At 56.6% G+C, this 17500-nt stretch carries 20 protein-coding genes and 1 riboswitch; of the genes, 17 read left to right on the top strand and 3 right to left on the bottom strand.

The annotated features are described in order from the left end of the window. The first annotated feature begins 13 nt into the window (after positions 1–13). The 12 genes from lptE to lipA all read left to right on the top strand — a co-directional run bounded on the left by lptE (position 14) and on the right by lipA (position 10983). Entirely contained in the window at positions 14–574 is a 561-nt protein-coding gene (gene lptE, locus JEM67_RS06695) for an LPS assembly lipoprotein LptE (RefSeq protein ID WP_199635519.1), read from the top strand. Further along, positions 571–1605, top strand: a complete 1035-nt coding sequence (gene holA / locus JEM67_RS06690; RefSeq protein WP_004949603.1) for a DNA polymerase III subunit delta — start codon at positions 571–573, stop codon at positions 1603–1605. The genes lptE and holA overlap by 4 nt, the downstream gene beginning before the upstream one ends. Next, positions 1595–2257 carry a nicotinate-nucleotide adenylyltransferase gene (gene nadD / locus JEM67_RS06685; protein WP_004949600.1) on the top strand — a complete coding sequence of 221 codons (663 nt, stop codon included), beginning with the start codon at positions 1595–1597 and terminating at the stop codon, positions 2255–2257. The genes holA and nadD overlap by 11 nt, the downstream gene beginning before the upstream one ends. Positions 2258–2445: 188 nt before the next feature. Then, entirely contained in the window at positions 2446–2763 is a 318-nt protein-coding gene (rsfS, locus tag JEM67_RS06680; RefSeq protein ID WP_013811873.1) for a ribosome silencing factor, read from the top strand. Between the two features lie 3 nt (positions 2764–2766). Continuing rightward, the gene (rlmH, locus tag JEM67_RS06675; protein ID WP_004949595.1) at positions 2767–3237 is read left to right on the top strand and encodes a 23S rRNA (pseudouridine(1915)-N(3))-methyltransferase RlmH; all 471 of its coding nucleotides are present in this window, start codon (positions 2767–2769) and stop codon (positions 3235–3237) included. A 38-nt stretch (positions 3238–3275) separates the two neighbouring features. Beyond that, the gene (gene mrdA / locus JEM67_RS06670; RefSeq protein WP_013811872.1) at positions 3276–5171 is read left to right on the top strand and encodes a peptidoglycan DD-transpeptidase MrdA; all 1896 of its coding nucleotides are present in this window, start codon (positions 3276–3278) and stop codon (positions 5169–5171) included. Between the two features lie 8 nt (positions 5172–5179). Further along, positions 5180–6292, top strand: a complete 1113-nt coding sequence (gene mrdB, locus JEM67_RS06665; protein WP_013811871.1) for a peptidoglycan glycosyltransferase MrdB — start codon at positions 5180–5182, stop codon at positions 6290–6292. 10 nt (positions 6293–6302) lie between these two features. Beyond that, positions 6303–7394: an endolytic peptidoglycan transglycosylase RlpA gene (gene rlpA, locus JEM67_RS06660; protein ID WP_199635520.1), complete on the top strand. Its 1092-nt coding sequence runs from the start codon at positions 6303–6305 to the stop codon at positions 7392–7394. A gap of 241 nt (positions 7395–7635) precedes the next feature. Further along, entirely contained in the window at positions 7636–8847 is a 1212-nt protein-coding gene (gene dacA / locus JEM67_RS06655) for a D-alanyl-D-alanine carboxypeptidase DacA (protein WP_041415955.1), read from the top strand. A gap of 111 nt (positions 8848–8958) precedes the next feature. Beyond that, entirely contained in the window at positions 8959–9222 is a 264-nt protein-coding gene (gene ybeD, locus JEM67_RS06650; protein ID WP_004949579.1) for a DUF493 family protein YbeD, read from the top strand. A gap of 134 nt (positions 9223–9356) precedes the next feature. Next, positions 9357–10025 (top strand): lipoyl(octanoyl) transferase LipB, encoded by a 669-nt coding sequence (gene lipB, locus JEM67_RS06645; protein WP_199635521.1) that lies wholly within the window; start codon positions 9357–9359, stop codon positions 10023–10025. Beyond that, positions 10018–10983 carry a lipoyl synthase gene (gene lipA / locus JEM67_RS06640; RefSeq protein WP_004949576.1) on the top strand — a complete coding sequence of 322 codons (966 nt, stop codon included), beginning with the start codon at positions 10018–10020 and terminating at the stop codon, positions 10981–10983. Before lipB ends, lipA begins: the two co-directional genes overlap by 8 nt. 95 nt (positions 10984–11078) lie before the next feature. Here the strand turns inward: lipA and tatA are convergent, their stop codons facing one another. Beyond that, positions 11079–11288 carry a Sec-independent protein translocase subunit TatA gene (gene tatA, locus JEM67_RS06635; RefSeq protein ID WP_006324068.1) on the bottom strand — a complete coding sequence of 70 codons (210 nt, stop codon included), beginning with the start codon at positions 11286–11288 and terminating at the stop codon, positions 11079–11081. Positions 11289–11507: 219 nt separating this feature from the next. Here tatA and JEM67_RS06630 point away from each other — a divergent pair, with 219 nt between their 5' ends. Continuing rightward, positions 11508–12569: a diguanylate cyclase gene (locus tag JEM67_RS06630; RefSeq protein WP_013811867.1), complete on the top strand. Its 1062-nt coding sequence runs from the start codon at positions 11508–11510 to the stop codon at positions 12567–12569. Here the strand turns inward: JEM67_RS06630 and JEM67_RS06625 are convergent. Further along, complete coding sequence (locus tag JEM67_RS06625) at positions 12566–12997, bottom strand: GNAT family N-acetyltransferase (protein ID WP_199635522.1); 432 nt, start codon at positions 12995–12997, stop codon at positions 12566–12568. The two genes, JEM67_RS06630 and JEM67_RS06625, sit on opposite strands and share 4 nt — an antisense overlap. Positions 12998–13079: 82 nt before the next feature. Beyond that, positions 13080–13142, top strand: a riboswitch (Fluoride riboswitch). 77 nt (positions 13143–13219) lie between these two features. Here JEM67_RS06625 and crcB point away from each other — a divergent pair. From crcB to JEM67_RS06610, 3 genes are all read left to right on the top strand, one after another. After that, a complete protein-coding gene (crcB, locus tag JEM67_RS06620; RefSeq protein WP_013811865.1) occupies positions 13220–13603 on the top strand; it encodes a fluoride efflux transporter CrcB in 384 nt (127 codons plus the stop codon). Positions 13604–13896: 293 nt separating this feature from the next. Further along, positions 13897–14493, top strand: a complete 597-nt coding sequence (locus JEM67_RS06615; RefSeq protein ID WP_199635523.1) for a TetR/AcrR family transcriptional regulator — start codon at positions 13897–13899, stop codon at positions 14491–14493. 6 nt (positions 14494–14499) lie between these two features. Further along, positions 14500–15690: a multidrug effflux MFS transporter gene (locus JEM67_RS06610; RefSeq protein ID WP_199635524.1), complete on the top strand. Its 1191-nt coding sequence runs from the start codon at positions 14500–14502 to the stop codon at positions 15688–15690. 68 nt (positions 15691–15758) lie between these two features. Here the strand turns inward: JEM67_RS06610 and cspE are convergent, their stop codons facing one another. After that, positions 15759–15968 (bottom strand): transcription antiterminator/RNA stability regulator CspE, encoded by a 210-nt coding sequence (cspE, locus tag JEM67_RS06605; protein WP_002210315.1) that lies wholly within the window; start codon positions 15966–15968, stop codon positions 15759–15761. Positions 15969–16313: 345 nt separating this feature from the next. On the opposite strand from cspE, the gene JEM67_RS06600 reads away from it, so the two are divergent. Then, entirely contained in the window at positions 16314–17477 is a 1164-nt protein-coding gene (locus JEM67_RS06600) for a M20 peptidase aminoacylase family protein (RefSeq protein ID WP_199635525.1), read from the top strand. Positions 17478–17500: the final 23 nt, after the last annotated feature.

Here is a 17500-nt window from a genome sequence, read left to right as displayed (position 1 = left end):
ACAAGGAGGAATTGTGCGACATCGTATTCTGACGCTGTTGCTGGGGTTGGCGGTGCTGGTCACCGCCGGCTGCGGTTTTCACCTGCGTGGCACCACGCAGGTCCCCTCGGAAATGAAAACGCTGATGCTGGACAGTGGAGATCCTTATGGTCCGCTGACCCGCGCAGTGCGTGAGCAATTGCGTCTGAACGACGTGACAATCGTCAAAGATCCGAAACGTAAGGATGTTCCTTCCTTGCGTCTCGTCGGTTCCAGCGAAAGCCAGGACACCGCCTCGATCTTCCAGGACGGCAAAACCGCTGAGTATCAGATGGTGCTGACCGTTCAGGCTCAGGTGCTGATCCCGGGTCATGATCTGTATCCGCTGAACGTGAAAGTCTTCCGTTCGTTCTTCGACAACCCGCTGACCGCGCTGGCAAAAGATTCCGAACAGGACATTATTCGCCAGGAAATGCGTGAGCAGGCCGCCCAGCAACTGGTGCGCAAACTGCTGACCGTGCATGCGGCGGAAGAACAAGCTCAGCAAAAAGCTGCCGCCGCCGGTGAAAAAGCGGAAAGTCTCTCAGCGCAATGATCCGTATTTATCCTGAACAACTTGCCGCGCAGCTCCGAGAGGGGCTGCGCGCTTGTTATTTACTGAGTGGCAATGAACCGTTACTGCTGCAGGAAAGCCAGGATCTGATCCGGCAGGCCGCGCAACAACAGCAGTTCACCGAGCACTACAGCATTTCTCTCGACGCCCATACCGACTGGGACGCCATTTTCAGCATCTGCCAGGCCATGAGCCTGTTCGCCAGCCGCCAGACCCTGCTGCTGATCTTCCCGGATAACGGCCCGACAGCCCCGCTCGGCGAGCAACTGATCAAGCTGGCGGCGCTGCTGCATGACGACATTTTGCTGATGCTGCGCGGCCCTCGCCTGACCAAAGCGCAGGAAAACAGCGCCTGGTTCAAAGCGCTTAGCCCAAATGGCGCTTACGTCAGTTGCCAGACGCCGGAACAAGCGCAATTACCCCGCTGGGTGGCACAGCGCGCCAAAACCATGAAACTGGAACTGGACGATGCCGCCAACCAGCTGCTGTGCTATTGCTACGAAGGCAACCTGCTTGCGCTGTCGCAGGCGCTGGAAAGGCTGTCGCTGTTGCATCCGGACGGTAAGCTCACGCTGCCACGCGTTGAACTGGCGGTGAACGACGCCGCTCACTTTACGCCGTTTCACTGGCTGGACGCCCTGCTGGCGGGCAAAAGCAAACGCGCCTGGCATATTCTGCAGCAAATGCAGCAGGAAGATGTCGAACCGGTGATCCTGTTGCGCACCCTGCAACGCGAGCTGCTGCAACTGCTCAACCTGCAACGCCGCATGGCATCCGTGCCGCTGCGCACGCTGTTCGATCAATACAAGGTCTGGCAAAACCGCCGCAACCTGGTGACGCAGGCCCTGCAGCGGCTGTCCGGCGCTCAGTTGCAGCAGGCGGTCCATCTGCTGACGCAGATTGAGATCACCCTGAAGCAGGATTACGGTCAGTCGGTATGGCCGGAACTGGAAACCCTGTCGATGCTGCTGTGCGGCAAACCCCTGGCCACGAGTTTTTCAGATGCCCACTAATCCGCAAAGCGCGACAATCCTGCATGCCCTGTTCGGCGGCACCTTTGATCCTATCCATTACGGCCATTTGCGGCCGGTGGAAGCGCTGGCCGCAGAAGTCGGTCTGAACCAGGTCACGCTGCTGCCAAACCACGTCCCCCCACACCGTCCGCAGCCTGAGGCCAATGCCCAACAACGGCTGAAGATGGTTGAGCTGGCGATCGCCAATAACCCGCTGTTCGCCGTTGACGATCGTGAACTGCACCGCACTACACCGTCCTATACCATTGAGACGCTGGAAACTCTTCGTAAAGAACGTGGCCCCGCGTTGCCATTGGCCTTTATTATTGGTCAGGATTCGCTGCTGACGCTGCACAAGTGGCACCGCTGGCAGGCATTGCTGGATGTCTGCCATCTGTTGGTGCTGGCCCGCCCTGGCTACAATGACCAAATGGATACGCCGGAACTGCAACAGTGGCTGGAGCGTCATCGGGTCACCGACGCCGCGCTGCTCAGCCAACGGCCGCAGGGACATATTTACCTGGCCGACACGCCGTTGTTGGAAATTTCCGCCACGGAAATCCGCCAGCGCCGCCATCAGGGCCTCAGCTGTGACGACCTGTTGCCGCGTTCGGTACAGCGCTATATCGAGTTACAGGGTTTATATCGCTAACCGGAGTCGCGTGATATACTGCGCCGCTATTTTTCAGGTATTCGCTGAAAACCCCGGAAACCTTAGCTGGCCGGGCAATTACCAGCTGGCTTTCAGCGGCATCCTGCCGACATTATCATTGATTCAGGCCGCATGCGGGCATTTGCCCACCGCAGTCGAACAAACAGAACACACCCGAGGGGGAACCTTTGCAAGGTAAAGCGCTCCAAGATTTCGTCATCGATAAAATTGATGACCTGAAAGGCCAAGACATTATCGCTCTGGATGTACAGGGCAAATCCAGCATCACCGATTGCATGATCATCTGCACCGGGACCTCTACCCGCCACGTGATGTCGATCGCCAACCACGTAGTGCAGGAAGCCCGCTCCGCAGGCATGGAACTGTATGGCATGAAAGGTCAGGAAGCCTCCGACTGGGTAGTGGTCGATTTGGGCGATGTGATCGTACATGTCATGCAGGAAGAAAGCCGTCAGCTGTACGAGCTGGAAAAACTCTGGAGCTAAGCGGTGAAACTGCAACTGGTCGCGGTCGGCACTAAGATGCCAGACTGGGTGCAGACCGGCTTTATGGATTATCTGCATCGTTTTCCGAAAGACATGCCGTTTGAACTGACCGAAATCCCGGCAGGCAAGCGCGGCAAGAATGCCGACATCAAACGCATTCTGGAAAAGGAAGGCGAGCAGATGCTGGCTGCGGTGGGCAAAGGCAACCGCATTGTCACGCTGGATATCCCCGGTACGCCGTGGGAAACGCCGCAGTTGGCGCAACAGCTCGAACGCTGGAAGCAGGATGGCCGCAACGTCAGCCTGCTGATTGGCGGCCCTGAAGGGCTGGCACCGGCCTGCAAAGCCGCTGCAGAACAAAGCTGGTCGCTCTCGCCATTGACATTGCCGCATCCTTTAGTGCGCGTCCTGGTGGCTGAAAGCCTCTATCGCGCCTGGAGTATTACAACAAATCATCCTTACCACCGGGAATAACCGGTGGTGACAGTGACAGAGTGAAATAAAGCAGCGGGATGAAAATAGAACGTAACCCTTTTCGCGACTATACGGCTGAATCTGCCCTGTTTGTACGCCGCGCCCTGGTGGCGTTTTTGGTCATTCTGGTGCTGAGCGGCACCCTGATCGCCAATCTGTATAATCTGCAAATTGTCCGCGTCGAGGATTACCGCACCCGTTCCAACGAAAACCGCATCAAGCTGGTGCCCATCGCACCCAGCCGCGGCATTATTTACGATCGTAACGGCACCCCGCTGGCGCTCAACCGCACTATCTATCAGTTGGAACTGATGCCGGAAAAGATCGACGATCTGAAAGCGACGCTGCAAGCGCTGCGACCGGTGGTCGATCTGACCGATGACGACATCAGCAACTTCGAGAAAGAGCGCAAGCGCTCACGCCGTTTCGTCTCCATCCCGGTGAAAACCGCGCTGAACGAAGTGCAGGTCGCCCGCTTTGCGGTCAATCAGTTCCGCTTCCCCGGTGTGGAAGTGAAAGGTTACCAGCGCCGCTATTATCCCTATGGTTCCGCCCTCACTCACGTCACCGGTTACGTCTCGAAGATCAACGATCGCGACGTCGAACGGCTGGACAAAGACGGTAAGCTGGCGAACTACGCCGCCACCCACGATATCGGCAAGCTGGGTATCGAGCGCTATTACGAAGACACCCTGCACGGCAAAACCGGCTACGAAGAGGTCGAGGTCAACAACCGCGGTCGGGTCATCCGTCAGTTGCACGAGCAGCCGCCTTCCGCCGGCCAGGATGTTTACCTGACGCTGGATCTCAACCTGCAACGCTATATCGAGCAATTGCTGGTGGGCAGTCGGGCGGCAGTGGTGGTGAGTGATCCGCGCACCGGCGGCATTCTGGCGATGGTCTCCAACCCCAGCTATGACCCGAACCTGTTCGTGGACGGCATCTCCAGCAAAGAGTATCAGGGGCTGCTGAACGATCCGAACCGGCCACTGATCAACCGTGCCACGCAAGGGGTTTACCCACCTGCGTCAACGGTGAAACCCTATATTTCCGTCTCGGCGCTCAGCGCCGGGGTGATCACCAAAAACACCATCGTGTTCGATCCCGGCTGGTGGCAGTTGCCCGGTTCGGAAAAACGCTTTCGCGACTGGAAAAAATGGGGCCACGGCCGCCTGAACGTCACCAAAGCGCTGGAAGAATCGGCGGATACCTTCTTCTATCAGGTGGCGTACGACATGGGCATCGATCGCCTGTCGACCTGGTTGACCAAGTTTGGCTATGGCCAGTACACCGGCATCGATCTTTCCGAAGAACGTTCCGGCCTGATGCCGACCCGCGACTGGAAATTCAAACGCTATAAAAAACCCTGGTACCAGGGCGATACCATCCCGGTGGGCATCGGTCAGGGCTACTGGACCGCAACGCCGATCCAGATGTCCAAGGCGCTGAATACCCTGATTAACGACGGCAACGTCAAAACGCCGCATCTGATGCAGAGCACCCGAATCAACGGTGTGCTGGTGCCTTTCCGTCAGGAAGAGAGCACGCAGATCGGCGATATTCATTCCGGCTTCTGGGAAATTGCCAAAGACGGTATGTATGGTGTCGCCAACCGCCCTAACGGGACGGCGCGTAAGTACTTCGCGGATGCCCCCTACAAAGCCGCGGCAAAATCGGGTACCGCACAGGTATTCGGCTACGAAACCTATAACGCCCACAAACTCGCAGAGCATCTGCGTGACCACAAACTGATGACCGCCTTTGCGCCGTACAACAATCCAACGGTGTCGGTCGCCATCATTTTGGAAAACGGCGGTTCCGGTCCGGCTGTCGGGACGATTACCCGTCAGATCCTCGACCATATCCTGCTGGGCGACAACAATACGCAATTACCAGCCGAGGCCCCACTGCCGCCTGGTGTAGAAGGTGATTAAGGTAGAACATGACTGAAAGCCAACAAAAAGGCTCGCTCTGGACCAAAATCCATATCGACCCCACTTTCCTGTTATTCATTCTGGCCCTGCTGGTCTACAGCGCATTCGTGATGTGGAGTGCCAGCGGCCAGGATATCGGCATGATGGAACGCAAAATCGGCCAGATCGTCATGGGCCTGATCGTGATGGGCGTAATGGCTCAGATCCCGCCGCGGGTCTATGAAAGCTGGGCGCCCTATCTGTACATTTTCTGCGTGATCCTGTTGATCATGGTGGACGCGTTCGGGCAGATCAGTAAAGGCGCTCAGCGCTGGCTGGATCTCGGCTTTGTGCGCTTCCAGCCGTCAGAAATCGCTAAAATCGCCGTTCCGCTGATGGTGGCGCGCTTTATGAACCGCGACGTCTGCCCGCCTTCGCTGAAGAATACCGCCATTGCGCTGGTGCTGATTTTCCTGCCGACCCTACTGGTTGCTGCGCAGCCGGACCTGGGCACGTCGATTCTTATCGCCGCCTCCGGCCTGTTCGTGCTGTTCCTGTCCGGTATGAGCTGGAAGCTGATCGCCGTTGCCGCCGTGATGCTGGCGGCCTTTATTCCCGTGCTGTGGTTCTTCCTGATGCACGGTTATCAACGCGACCGCGTCATGATGCTGCTCGATCCGGAAAGCGATCCGCTCGGTGCCGGCTACCATATTATTCAGTCGAAAATCGCCATAGGTTCTGGCGGCCTGTCCGGCAAGGGCTGGCTGCATGGCACCCAGTCACAGCTGGAGTTCTTGCCGGAGCGCCATACCGACTTCATCTTCGCGGTATTGGCCGAGGAACTTGGGCTGATTGGGGTGCTGGTGCTGCTGGCACTGTACCTGCTGGTGATTATCCGCGGGCTGATGATCGCCGCCAAGGCGCAGACGACCTTCGGCCGCGTCATGGTTGGCGGCCTGATGCTGATTCTGTTCGTTTATGTGTTTGTTAACATTGGTATGGTCAGTGGTATTTTACCGGTAGTTGGCGTACCTTTGCCTCTGGTCAGTTACGGGGGTTCGGCGCTGATCGTACTTATGGCTGGGTTCGGCATTATCATGTCGATCCACACGCATCGGAAAATGCTGTCTAAAAGTTTATAAGAGGTGAGTAATGCGTAAGGAATGGCTTTGGGTCGGCGTAGTGGCTGTGTTGCTTTCCGCCTGTACCTCCCCGACCACGGAACAGCAGGCACCGCCACAGCAGCCGTATAACGGGCCGGTGGTGGAAATCGGCGGCGTTGAGCCTCAATATGAACCCTATAACCCTGGCACCCTGCAGGATTATAAGGTTAATGGCGATACTTACCGCATCGTGAAGGACCCGCAGAATTTCTCGCAGACCGGTCTGGCCAGCTCCTATGGCGAAGAAGCCCGGGGCAACACCACCGCGCTAGGCGAGCAGTTCGATCCTAACGGCCTTACCGCAGCGCACCCCACGCTACCGATCCCAAGCTACGTGCGCGTGACCAACCTCGCCAACGGCCGTCAACTGGTGGTGCGCGTGAACGATCGCGGGCCTTACACCAATGGCCGCATTATCGATCTGTCGAAAGCTGTTGCCGACCGTCTGAACCTGTCCAACAACACCAAGGTTAAAGTTGATTTCATCAACGTGGCGCCGGATGGCACCCTGAGCGGCCCCGGCACCATAGGGACAATCGTCGCCAAACAAAGCTACGCCCTGCCCTCGCGCCCCGATCTTGGTTCGAGCAGCATGGGAACTCCCGTGCAGCAGGAAGCCCCCATCGCCAGCGGCGCCGCAGTACGTCCAATAGATAACAACAGCCTGGACACCGGTGACAACGCCCAAGCCGCCGCTGCCGGCAGCAGCCGCACCGGTTTCCTCGGCGCACCAAGCCAGGTTCCCGCCGGCGTGTTGGAAGGTTCAGAACCTGAACCGGCCGTCAGCGCCGCCGCCATTGCAGCCCCCGTCTCCGCCACCGCAGCCGCAGCCGTTGCTGTCGGCACCTCTTCCGCCGGGAGCTATGTCGTCCAGGTTGGCGCACTCAGCAGCGCTGAACGCGCACAAACCTGGCAACAGAGCCTGAGCCAGCAGTTTGGCGTGCCAGGCAAGGTTGCCGCCAGCGGCGGTGTCTACCGCGTACAGTTAGGCCCGTTCAGCGATCGCCAGCAGGCGGCACAGTTGCAACAGCGCCTGGCCGCGGAAGCGCAACAACAATCTTTTGTCACTGCCGCACCCTAAACAGAGATACCCGATCAATTTCAAGTTGCAGCCGACACTGCTGTAGCTTGAAAGGTCAAAAGCATGAAGCCCCGGCGGGCGATCGCGACTGATAAGCGTTTCTCTATCTGAAACATTTTCTTTCAGCAAAATGCCGGTAAAGCGCTATTAGTCAGATGAATGGATAATGCCTGCCGGAATCTCATCTGTTATAGTGTGGCTCGTCTTTAACTTTACCCTCATGGATGTTGTCCTCTCGATCATGAAACAAGTAACTTCTTTTCGCTTAATCAAGAGCATAGCGCTCGGCTCCGTTATCGCGATGAGTGCAGCTTCCGTTGCGCAAGCCGATGACGTTAATATCAAGACCATGATCCCAGGAGTGCCGCAAATCGATGCGGAAGCCTACGTCCTGATTGATTACAACTCCGGTAAAGTTTTGGCGGAAATGAATGCCGACGCGCGCCGCGATCCGGCCAGCCTGACAAAAATGATGACCAGCTACGTCATCGGCCAGGCGCTGAAAGCGGGTAAAATCGGCCCGGAAGACATGGTTACCGTGGGGCAAGATGCCTGGGCAACCGGCAACCCGGTATTCAAAGGTTCTTCGCTGATGTTCCTGAAGCCAGGCGATCGCGTGCCGGTTTCCAAACTGACCCGCGGCATCAACCTGCAATCCGGTAACGACGCCTGTGTGGCGATGGCCGATTACGTGGCCGGCAGCCAGGACGCGTTCGTTAACCTGATGAACACCTACGTCAGCAAGCTGGGCCTGCAGAACACCCACTTCCAGACGGTACACGGCCTCGACGCACAGGGCCAGTACAGCTCGGCGCGCGATATGGCGTTGATCGGCCAGGCGCTGATCCGCGACGTGCCGGACGAATACGCGATTTATAAAGAAAAAGAGTTCACCTTCAATAATATCCGTCAGATGAACCGTAACGGTCTGCTGTGGGATACCAGCCTGAACGTGGACGGCATCAAAACCGGCCATACCGATGCGGCAGGCTACAACCTGGTGGCTTCCGCCACCGAAGGCCAGATGCGCCTGATCTCTGCGGTACTGGGCGGCCGGACTTATAAAGGCCGTGAAACCGAAAGCAAGAAACTGCTGACCTGGGGCTTCCGCTTCTTCGAAACCGTTGCGCCGCTGAAAGTGGGCAAAGAGTTTGCGTCTGAACCGGTCTGGTTCGGCGATGCGGATCGCGTTGAGCTGGGCGTGGACAAAGATGTCTACCTGACCATCCCACGCGGCCGGATGAAAGATCTTAAAGCCAGCTACGTGCTGAACACACCGGAGATTCATGCGCCACTGGCTAAAAACCAGGTTGTCGGCAGCATCAACTTCCAGTTGGATGGCAAAACCATCGATCAGCGCCCTCTGGTGGTGATGAACGAAGTGAAAGAAGGCGGTTTCTTCAGCCGCATCGTGGATTATATCAAACTGATGTTCCACCACTGGTTCGGTTAACAGTTGAAACGGGCAAAATTGCCCTCATATACTGATTAACATTAACTCCCGCTCCGGCGGGAGTTATAATTTATAGATTCGCTATGTTGATAGCAGCACTCTGGAGCGCACATGAAAACTAAACTGAACGAACTGCTCGAATTCCCTTGCTCGTTTACCTACAAGGTAATGGGCCTGGCACAACCAGAGCTGGTGGACCAGGTGGTTGAAGTGGTGCAGCGCCATGCTCCCGGGGATTACAACCCTGAAGTTAAACCGAGCAGCAAAGGCAATTACCACTCCGTTTCCATCACCATCAACGCCACCCATATCGACCAGGTTGAGACGTTATATGATGAATTGGGCAACATTGAAATTGTCCGCATGGTGCTGTAATTCCAGCACAAAACCCTGCTAACTAACCCGGGCCAGAGGATCGTCTGCCCGGGTTGCGCATTTTTGGTCAGCTAAATGCTGGTCGCCGGCCAGAGCGCCCGGTATAATGGCATTACCACTTCTGTAACCTGACGATGACTCTTTTGCAACCAGACAAGATCATTTTGCGTCAGCTGGGGTTGCAGCCCTATGAGCCTGTATCCCAAGCCATGCACAACTTCACCGATCGCAGAACCGATGCCACGCCCGATGAACTGTGGTTGGTTCAGCATCAGCCCGTGTTTACCCAGGGCCAGGCCGGTAAAGCGGAGCATCTGTTAATGCCGGGTGATATTCCGGTGGTCCAGAGCGATCGCGGCGGCCAGGTGACCTACCACGGTCCGGGGCAGCAGGTGATGTACGTGATGGTCGATCTAAAACGCAACAAGATTGGCGTTCGCCAACTGGTCACGGCTATCGAAGATACCGTTATTAATACCCTCGCCCACTTTCATATCGAATCGCGCGCCCGTCCGGATGCGCCCGGTGTTTACGTGGGGGAGCAAAAAATCTGTTCGTTGGGTCTGCGGATCCGCAAAGGCAGTTCATTCCATGGCCTGGCGCTGAATGTGGCCATGGATCTCAGCCCCTTCCAACGTATCAACCCTTGCGGTTACGCCGGCATGCAAATGGCGCAGGTCAGCGCGCTGGTGCCCGGCGTAGGCATAGAAGACGTACACCCAATCCTGGTACAGGAATTTGTTCATTTACTCGGCTACCCGAAGGTCGAGCTTCGTAACTGGAACCTGCACGATTATGAGTAAACCAATTCAGATGGAACGCGGCGTTAAATACCGCGATGCAGACAAAATGGCGTTGATCCCGGTTAAAACGGTGGTCACCGAACGGCAGGAGCTGTTACGTAAACCCGAGTGGATGAAGATCAAACTCCCTGCCGACTCTACGCGCATTCAGGGCATTAAAGCCGCCATGCGTAAAAACGGTCTGCATTCGGTGTGCGAAGAAGCTTCCTGTCCGAACCTGTCTGAATGCTTTAACCACGGCACCGCCACCTTTATGATCCTGGGCGCTATCTGTACCCGCCGTTGCCCGTTCTGCGACGTGGCCCACGGCCGCCCGGTCGCCCCGGATGCCAACGAGCCGGAAAAACTGGCGCAGACCATCGCCGACATGGGCCTGCGCTATGTGGTGATCACTTCGGTTGACCGCGACGATCTGCGTGACGGCGGTGCTCAGCACTTTGCCGACTGTATCGCCGCCATCCGCGTGAAAAACCCGACCATCAAAATTGAAACGCTGGTGCCGGATTTCCGTGGCCGTATGGATCGCGCGCTGGAAATTCTGACAGCGACACCGCCGGACGTGTTCAACCACAATCTGGAAAACGTGCCGCGCGTCTACCGCCAGGTTCGTCCGGGCGCCAACTACGAATGGTCGTTGAAGCTGCTTGAGCGGTTCAAAGAAGCGCATCCGCACATCCCAACCAAATCCGGTCTGATGGTCGGCTTGGGGGAAACCAATGCGGAAATCGTTGAAGTCATGCGCGACCTGCGCCGCCACGGCGTCACCATGCTGACCCTGGGCCAATACCTGCAGCCAAGCCGTCATCACCTGCCGGTACAGCGCTATGTCAGCCCGGCCGAATTCGATGAAATGAAAGAAGAAGCGATGGCGATGGGCTTTACCCATGCGGCCTGCGGCCCGTTTGTCCGTTCCTCTTACCATGCCGATTTGCAGGCAAAAGGGATGGAAGTGAAGTAAACGCGGTAATAATTTGTTACGCTTAAGCTTGCGGAAACGCCAAAAAACGGATGTCATTGCGGCATCCGTTTTTTATTGCCAAACAGAAAACGTGATTACACGTCTTTCTTTTCGACGCTCTGCGGGTTGGATTGGCTTTCTGCCGTGTTTGCCGGCGGCGGAGTCGTGTCATCGCCCACGGCCTTTTTAAAGCCCTTCAGCGCAGCGCCCAGATCGGCACCCAGGGTGCGCAGTTTGCTGGTACCGAACAGCAAGATGATCAACACCGCAATCACCAGAAGTTTGGTAATACTGATACCTTCCATACTCACCTTCTTATTCATATAGCGCTGCAGAGGCAGCGAAAAAACAAACCTTGCCTAGGGTTATTTACCTACTTTCGCTAAGCCAATACAACAGCAACATGTAACAGAGTGAGATCCTCGCGCCGAGACCTCTTTTAAATGCATTGCGCATTAATCAGACTATTCTGAGTTATCACACTGCATGGTACCCTGTCGTTACACCTATCAGGGAGCCGCAGGATGTATGCACCATCAGTTATCGATACCCGGCGATCCGGTCTCAGCTTCGCCAGACGTACCTATCTGCCACGCATCGTCGGCCTGGGGATTGGTTTTCTGTGCGTATTTTCAGTGCTCCATTCCCAGCCGTCGGCCCCCTGGGTGTGGGGGCTGCTGATTTTTCATGGTTTTATTTGGCCGCATGTCGCCTACCAATGGGCGCGCCGCTCTGCCATGCCCTTCAAGGCGGAAACCCGCAACCTGCTGATCGATTCGTTTTTTGGCGGTCTGTGGGCAGCGATGATGGCCTTCAATGCATTGCCGTCGGTGGTCATTCTGTCGATGATGGGCATGAACAATATTGCCGCCGCCGGCAAGACCCTGTTCTTTAAAGGGCTGGTGGCACAGCTGGCCGGTGCCCTGACGGTCAGTGCCCTGTTGGGTTTTCCCTTCCAGCCGCAAAGCACGCCGCTGCAGATCTACCTCTGCCTGCCGATGATCTATCTCTACCCGGCCCTGCTGGGGTTAGTCACCTACCGCACCGCCAAGCGATTGGCGCAGAAAAAACAGGAGCTGCTGCGTATCAGCATGCGTGACGGCCTGACCGGGCTGTACAATCGCCGCCATTGGGAACATTTACTGCATCACCAATTCGACAGTTGCCGCCGTTACCAACACACTGCGACCCTGATCCTGATGGATGTCGATCGTTTTAAAACCATCAATGACACCTTCGGCCATGCGCTGGGTGACGAGGCGCTGGCGGTGCTGGCGGAAGAGTTGTTAATCGGCCTGCGTGCCGTGGATATTGTCGGGCGCTACGGCGGGGACGAGTTTGGCGCCGTGCTGCCGAACACCAGCGCCGAACAGGCCAGCATTGCGTTGCAACGCATTCAGGAACGGTTGAACGGCATTATTTTCCGTGAAGCGCCGCAGCTGCGGCTGAACATCAGCGCCGGCATAGCCGATTATCACGGCGAGATGGGCGGCTATCTGGACTGGCTGAAAGCTGCCGACAACGCGTTGTACCGGGCAAAAAACAATGGCCGCAATCGGCTGGAACTGGCAGTGCCCGGCAACTAGCTTAATAACTTGGCAAAGTATTTAGGGGCTTCAAAAAAGCCCTCCCGCGCATAGAACGCATGAGCCCGCTCACGGCGGCTGTGACAATGCACTTCAAGGCGGTCACAGCCGCGCTGGCGGGCCAATGCTTCTCCTTCAGCCAACAAGAACTGACCGACGCCCTGGCCACGTGCATGGCTATCAACGCAAAAATAGCTGATACGGCAAATATCTCCGGCCAACGCCAACTGCGGCAAGAAATGCAGCGACAAAACCCCCAGCACCTCATTATCGTCATCGTCGGTCGCGACCAGCAACGCTTCATCGGGATGTGCCAATAGCTGCGCCAGGCGCGCATCAATAAATGCCTCGGTTCCGGCGTAATCCAGCGCAACCATTAACGCCACAATGGCTTTTTTATCTGCCTGCACCGCTGTTCTCACTTTCATTTCGATTGCCCCTGTCGTCACAGATACTACAAAATAGGCGGCACCGGGTGTAAGATCCAGCCTGCGCGGCAAAAAAGCGGCGCCGAACAACGGAGATGACATTCCTCCATAACCGCCTTCACAGGCTGATGATGTCTACGTAACCTCTCAAAGGGGTGCGTAGCGTTGCGCCAGCCCCTTTCTGAGCCTTGGTTTCCCCTTTTAGTGAAAGGTATTTCAACCATGTTGAGTTCTTTACTGGCAGTCTTTATTGGCGGTGGTGTCGGCAGCGTGCTGCGTTGGGTTATCAGCATGAAGATGAACCCGCTTAACGCGCATATCCCTCTGGGCACATTGGCGGTGAATCTGGTGGGCGGTTTTATCATCGGGTTGGCCATCGCCACCTTTACTCGCATGGCGCACCTGGATCCCACCTGGAAACTGCTGATTACCACCGGTTTCTGCGGCGGTTTAACCACCTTCTCCACGTTTTCGCTAGAGGTGGTGTATTTGCTGCAGGATGGCCGTTTTGCCTGGGCGTTGGCCAATATGCTGCTCAATCTGGCCGGCTCTCTGGCGATGACCTTGCTGGCGTTTATGCTGGTCATCTGGGTTAACGGGCAGTAGCTGATTTCGTTCTCTTAATGTTTCCTTAATCAGCCATGCGCATAATCTCATCCAGTGTCCCAAACTGGATGAGAACCAAAATGTTTAGCCTGCCCAAAACCGCCGCTGAAGTGACTGCCACCCTGCTGTGCCTGCTGATTGTCGCCGCCTTCATCAAGGTCTATCTGTTCGCCTGATGCTTAGCCCCCACAGGATCCCCCTTTATAGTTCCCCTGCTGCCGTTCTTGCATTACAATTGAGAATGAACGTTCGCACCCAAAATGCAAACCCCTCTATTGGCAAAGGATCGGGAAATGATATCCACCAGCGACAGCAGGCAAGCCAAAGCGCAGGCCCGCCGCGATCAAATCGTCGATGCGGCGAAAGTCTGTTTTCGTCGGCATGGTTTTCACGCCGCCAGCATGGCGGAAATCGCCCAGGCTTCACAGCTCAGCGTCGGTCAAATCTACCGTTATTTCGCCAATAAAGACGCGATCATCGAAGAAATCGTCAACCGTATTATCGCCAGTAAAATGCGCCGCCTGGAGGATCTTGGCGATCACATTAACCTGATCGCCGGCACCCTGTCGGCGCGCGCGCTGTTCCAACAACCCGGTGAAAACGAAACTGACCATATGCTGATGCTGGAAGTCACCGCCGAAGCCACGCGCAACCCGGTGGTGGCGAAAATGCTCAGCGACGCGGAAACGCGGTTGTTCCATCATGTCTGCCAAAACCTGCAGCGGATGTACCCGCATTTCACCGAACAAGAAATCGCCGCCCGGGTGGAATTTATCGCCGTCTTAAGCGAAGGCACAGGTTATCGCATCCTTACCACGCAAAAAGCCGATGTCAGCTTGCTGAACGGCCTGTATCAACAAGCTATCTCTCACCTATTCAGGAAACCCTAATTCCCCATGACCAGACACTTATCCAGACAACGTCTGGTGTACGCGGTGGTGCTTGGCCTGCTGGCCGCACTGGGGCCGCTGTGCACCGATCTCTACCTGCCCGCTCTGCCGGAAATGGCCGGCGAGTTGAATACGTCCACCGCAACGGCGCAGCTCAGCCTGACTGCCGGCCTGCTTGGGCTGGGCGTCGGCCAACTGATTTTTGGCCCCTTCAGCGACAAGCTCGGCCGCATGCGACCGCTGCTGCTGTCGCTGGTGCTGTTGTTGGTCGCCTCTGTGTGGTGCGCGCTGGCGCCGAATATCGACCAGTTGTTGATCGCCCGTCTGTTACAGGGGCTGGCCGGTGCAGGCGGTGCGGTGATCTCCCGCGCCATCGCGCGCGATCTCTATGCCGGGCATGAACTGACGCGCTTCTTCGCTCTGCTGATGCTGGTTAACGGCCTGGCGCCGATTATTGCGCCGGTGCTGGGTGGTGCCATGCTGCAATTGATGGACTGGCGTGGGATTTTTGGCGTACTGGCGGCCATTGCCGTGCTGCTGTTTACCCTTTCAAGCCTGAAGCTGCGTGAATCGCTGCCCGTGGAACGCCGCAGCCAGGGCGGTATTTTGGCAATGCTGATGTCGCTGGGCGGATTACTGACCCAGCGCCAGTTTATGGGCCTGTGCCTGACGCAGGGTTTCGTCATGGCCGGGATGTTCGCCTACATCGGCGCTTCGCCCTTCGTATTGCAGCAGATTTATGGCCTCAGTCCGCAGATGTTCAGCCTGTGTTTTGCCGTTAACGGCGTCGGTTTGATTATTTCTGCGCAGCTTGCCAGCCGTCTGAGCGCGCGCTGGGGGGAAAGGCAAGTACTGAAAGGCGGCTTAACATTGGCGGCCGTCGCCTCGCTGCTGTTGCTGCTGGCGGGTAGCCTCCACGCACCGTTGGCGCTGCTGATGATACCGCTGTTCTTCTCAGTGGCCGTAATCGGCATTGTCGGCCCTACGGCGTCATCATTGGCGATGCAAAGCCAGGGCGACAAAGCCGGCAGCGCCTCGGCGTTGATCGGCGTGTGCATGTTCGCGCTCGGCGCGTGCAGCGTGCCTATCACCGGGCTGGGCGGCACTTCCAGCGTGTCGATGGCGCTGACCATTGTCGGCTGTTACGCCATTGCCATCGTGCTGTTCACCCTGCTGGTGCGCAAACCGCAGGCGTGAGCCACCGTAAAAAAGGCAATAAAAAACCCGCTCAGGGAGCGGGTTTTAAGAATTTCGGCTACTGTAGCTTAGATAGCGATAACGTTAGCAGCAGATGGCCCTTTGGCACCGTTCGTGATTTCAAATTCTACACGCTGGCCTTCAGCAAGAGTTTTGAAACCATTGCTAGCGATGGCAGAGAAGTGAACGAAAACGTCCTTGCTACCATCTTCCGGAGTAATGAAGCCGAAGCCTTTGGATTCATTAAACCACTTAACGCTACCTTTAATCTTAGACATCAAACTTACCTTTAACGTGAATGTAAGACACTGAACCTGTGTCCAGTACAGTACAGCAATTAGACCGGATTTTGTCCACAACCTGGATCACATAAAACCGATAAAAAGTGAAAAAATCGGTATCGTCTACTGTAAATCTCTTGCACCGCTTGTTGTAACCAGTCTTGACAGCTCAATGCTCTTTAATCTCCATCGAACAACGGCCGAACGCCTGTTTCAGCCCCGGCAGCGTTCGTTGCCAGCGTGATGCAGACATAATCGCTATGAAATATAACCAGATAGTCTTTTTGCTTCCGGCCGAGCTGCACTAGGGTTAGAGCTTATCAACCACTGTGAGCCAAGACTATGACCAGCCAACTGGCCGAGAAGATCGTCGCCTACCGCCGTGAACTGCATCAGAACCCTGAGCTGTCCAACCACGAGTTTGCCACTACCGCCCGCCTCACCCGCTGGCTGGAAGAGGCCGGTATCCGTATTCTGCCGCTGGGGCTGAAGACCGGCGTGGTCGCCGAAATCGGCAGCGGCAAAGGCCCGATCATTGCGCTGCGCGGCGATATTGACGCCCTGCCGATAGAAGAAACCTCCGACGTTCCCTTCAGTTCGCAAAATAGCGGCATCATGCACGCCTGCGGGCATGATTTTCATACCTCGGTGATGCTCGGCGCAGCGCATTTGCTGAAAGCGCGCGAGGCTACCCTGCCCGGCACGGTACGTATTTTCTTCCAACCGGCAGAGGAAACCTTTAACGGTGCCCAGCATCTGATCGACGCCGGTGCGCTGGATAACGTGGCCGCGGTATTCGGTCTGCATAATGCGCCGGAGCTGCCGACCGGTACCTTCGCCACTCGCGCGGGGGCATTTTACGCCAACGTCGATCGCTTCCAGATCCTGATCACCGGTAAAGGCGCACACGCCGCCAAACCGGAGCAAGGCGTAGACACCATTGTCACCGCCAGCCAAATTGTCAACGCATTGCAAACCCTGCCCAGCCGCAGCTTTAGCTCGCTGGAGTCGCTGGTGGTGAGCGTGACGCGCATCGAAGGCGGCAACACCTGGAACGTGTTGCCGCAGACCGTGGAACTGGAAGGTACGGTGCGTACTCACAACGAGAAAGTCCGCCTTCAGGTCCCGGACAAAATCCGCCAGGTGATTAACGGCGTAGCCGCATCACTTGGCGCGCAGGCAGAACTGCGCTGGCAACCTGGCCCACCAGCGGTGGTCAATGACGCGCGCTGGGCGGCCTTCAGCAAAACCGTCGCCGCCGAAGCCGGTTATCGGGTAGAAGAAGCGGATCTGCAAATGGGCGGCGAGGATTTTGCGCTTTATCTGCACCACGTGCCGGGCGCTTTTGTCAGTATCGGTTCAGCCAGTGAGTTCGGCTTGCACCATCCGCGCTTTAACCCGGATGAACAGGCGATCTTCCCGGCCTCGCAATATTTCGAACTGCTCGCTGAGCGCACGCTGCAACAATTAGCCACCGCGCCGGAAAAAATCACCAGCAAGGCGTAAAACTCACCTCATTATTATTTCGC

Source organism: Serratia sp. PAMC26656 (genome assembly GCF_016469055.2).
Classification (GTDB): domain Bacteria; phylum Pseudomonadota; class Gammaproteobacteria; order Enterobacterales; family Enterobacteriaceae; genus Serratia; species Serratia plymuthica.
Note: the sequence above shows the minus strand (reverse complement) of the source record. Positions and strands in the feature narration are given on the sequence as shown.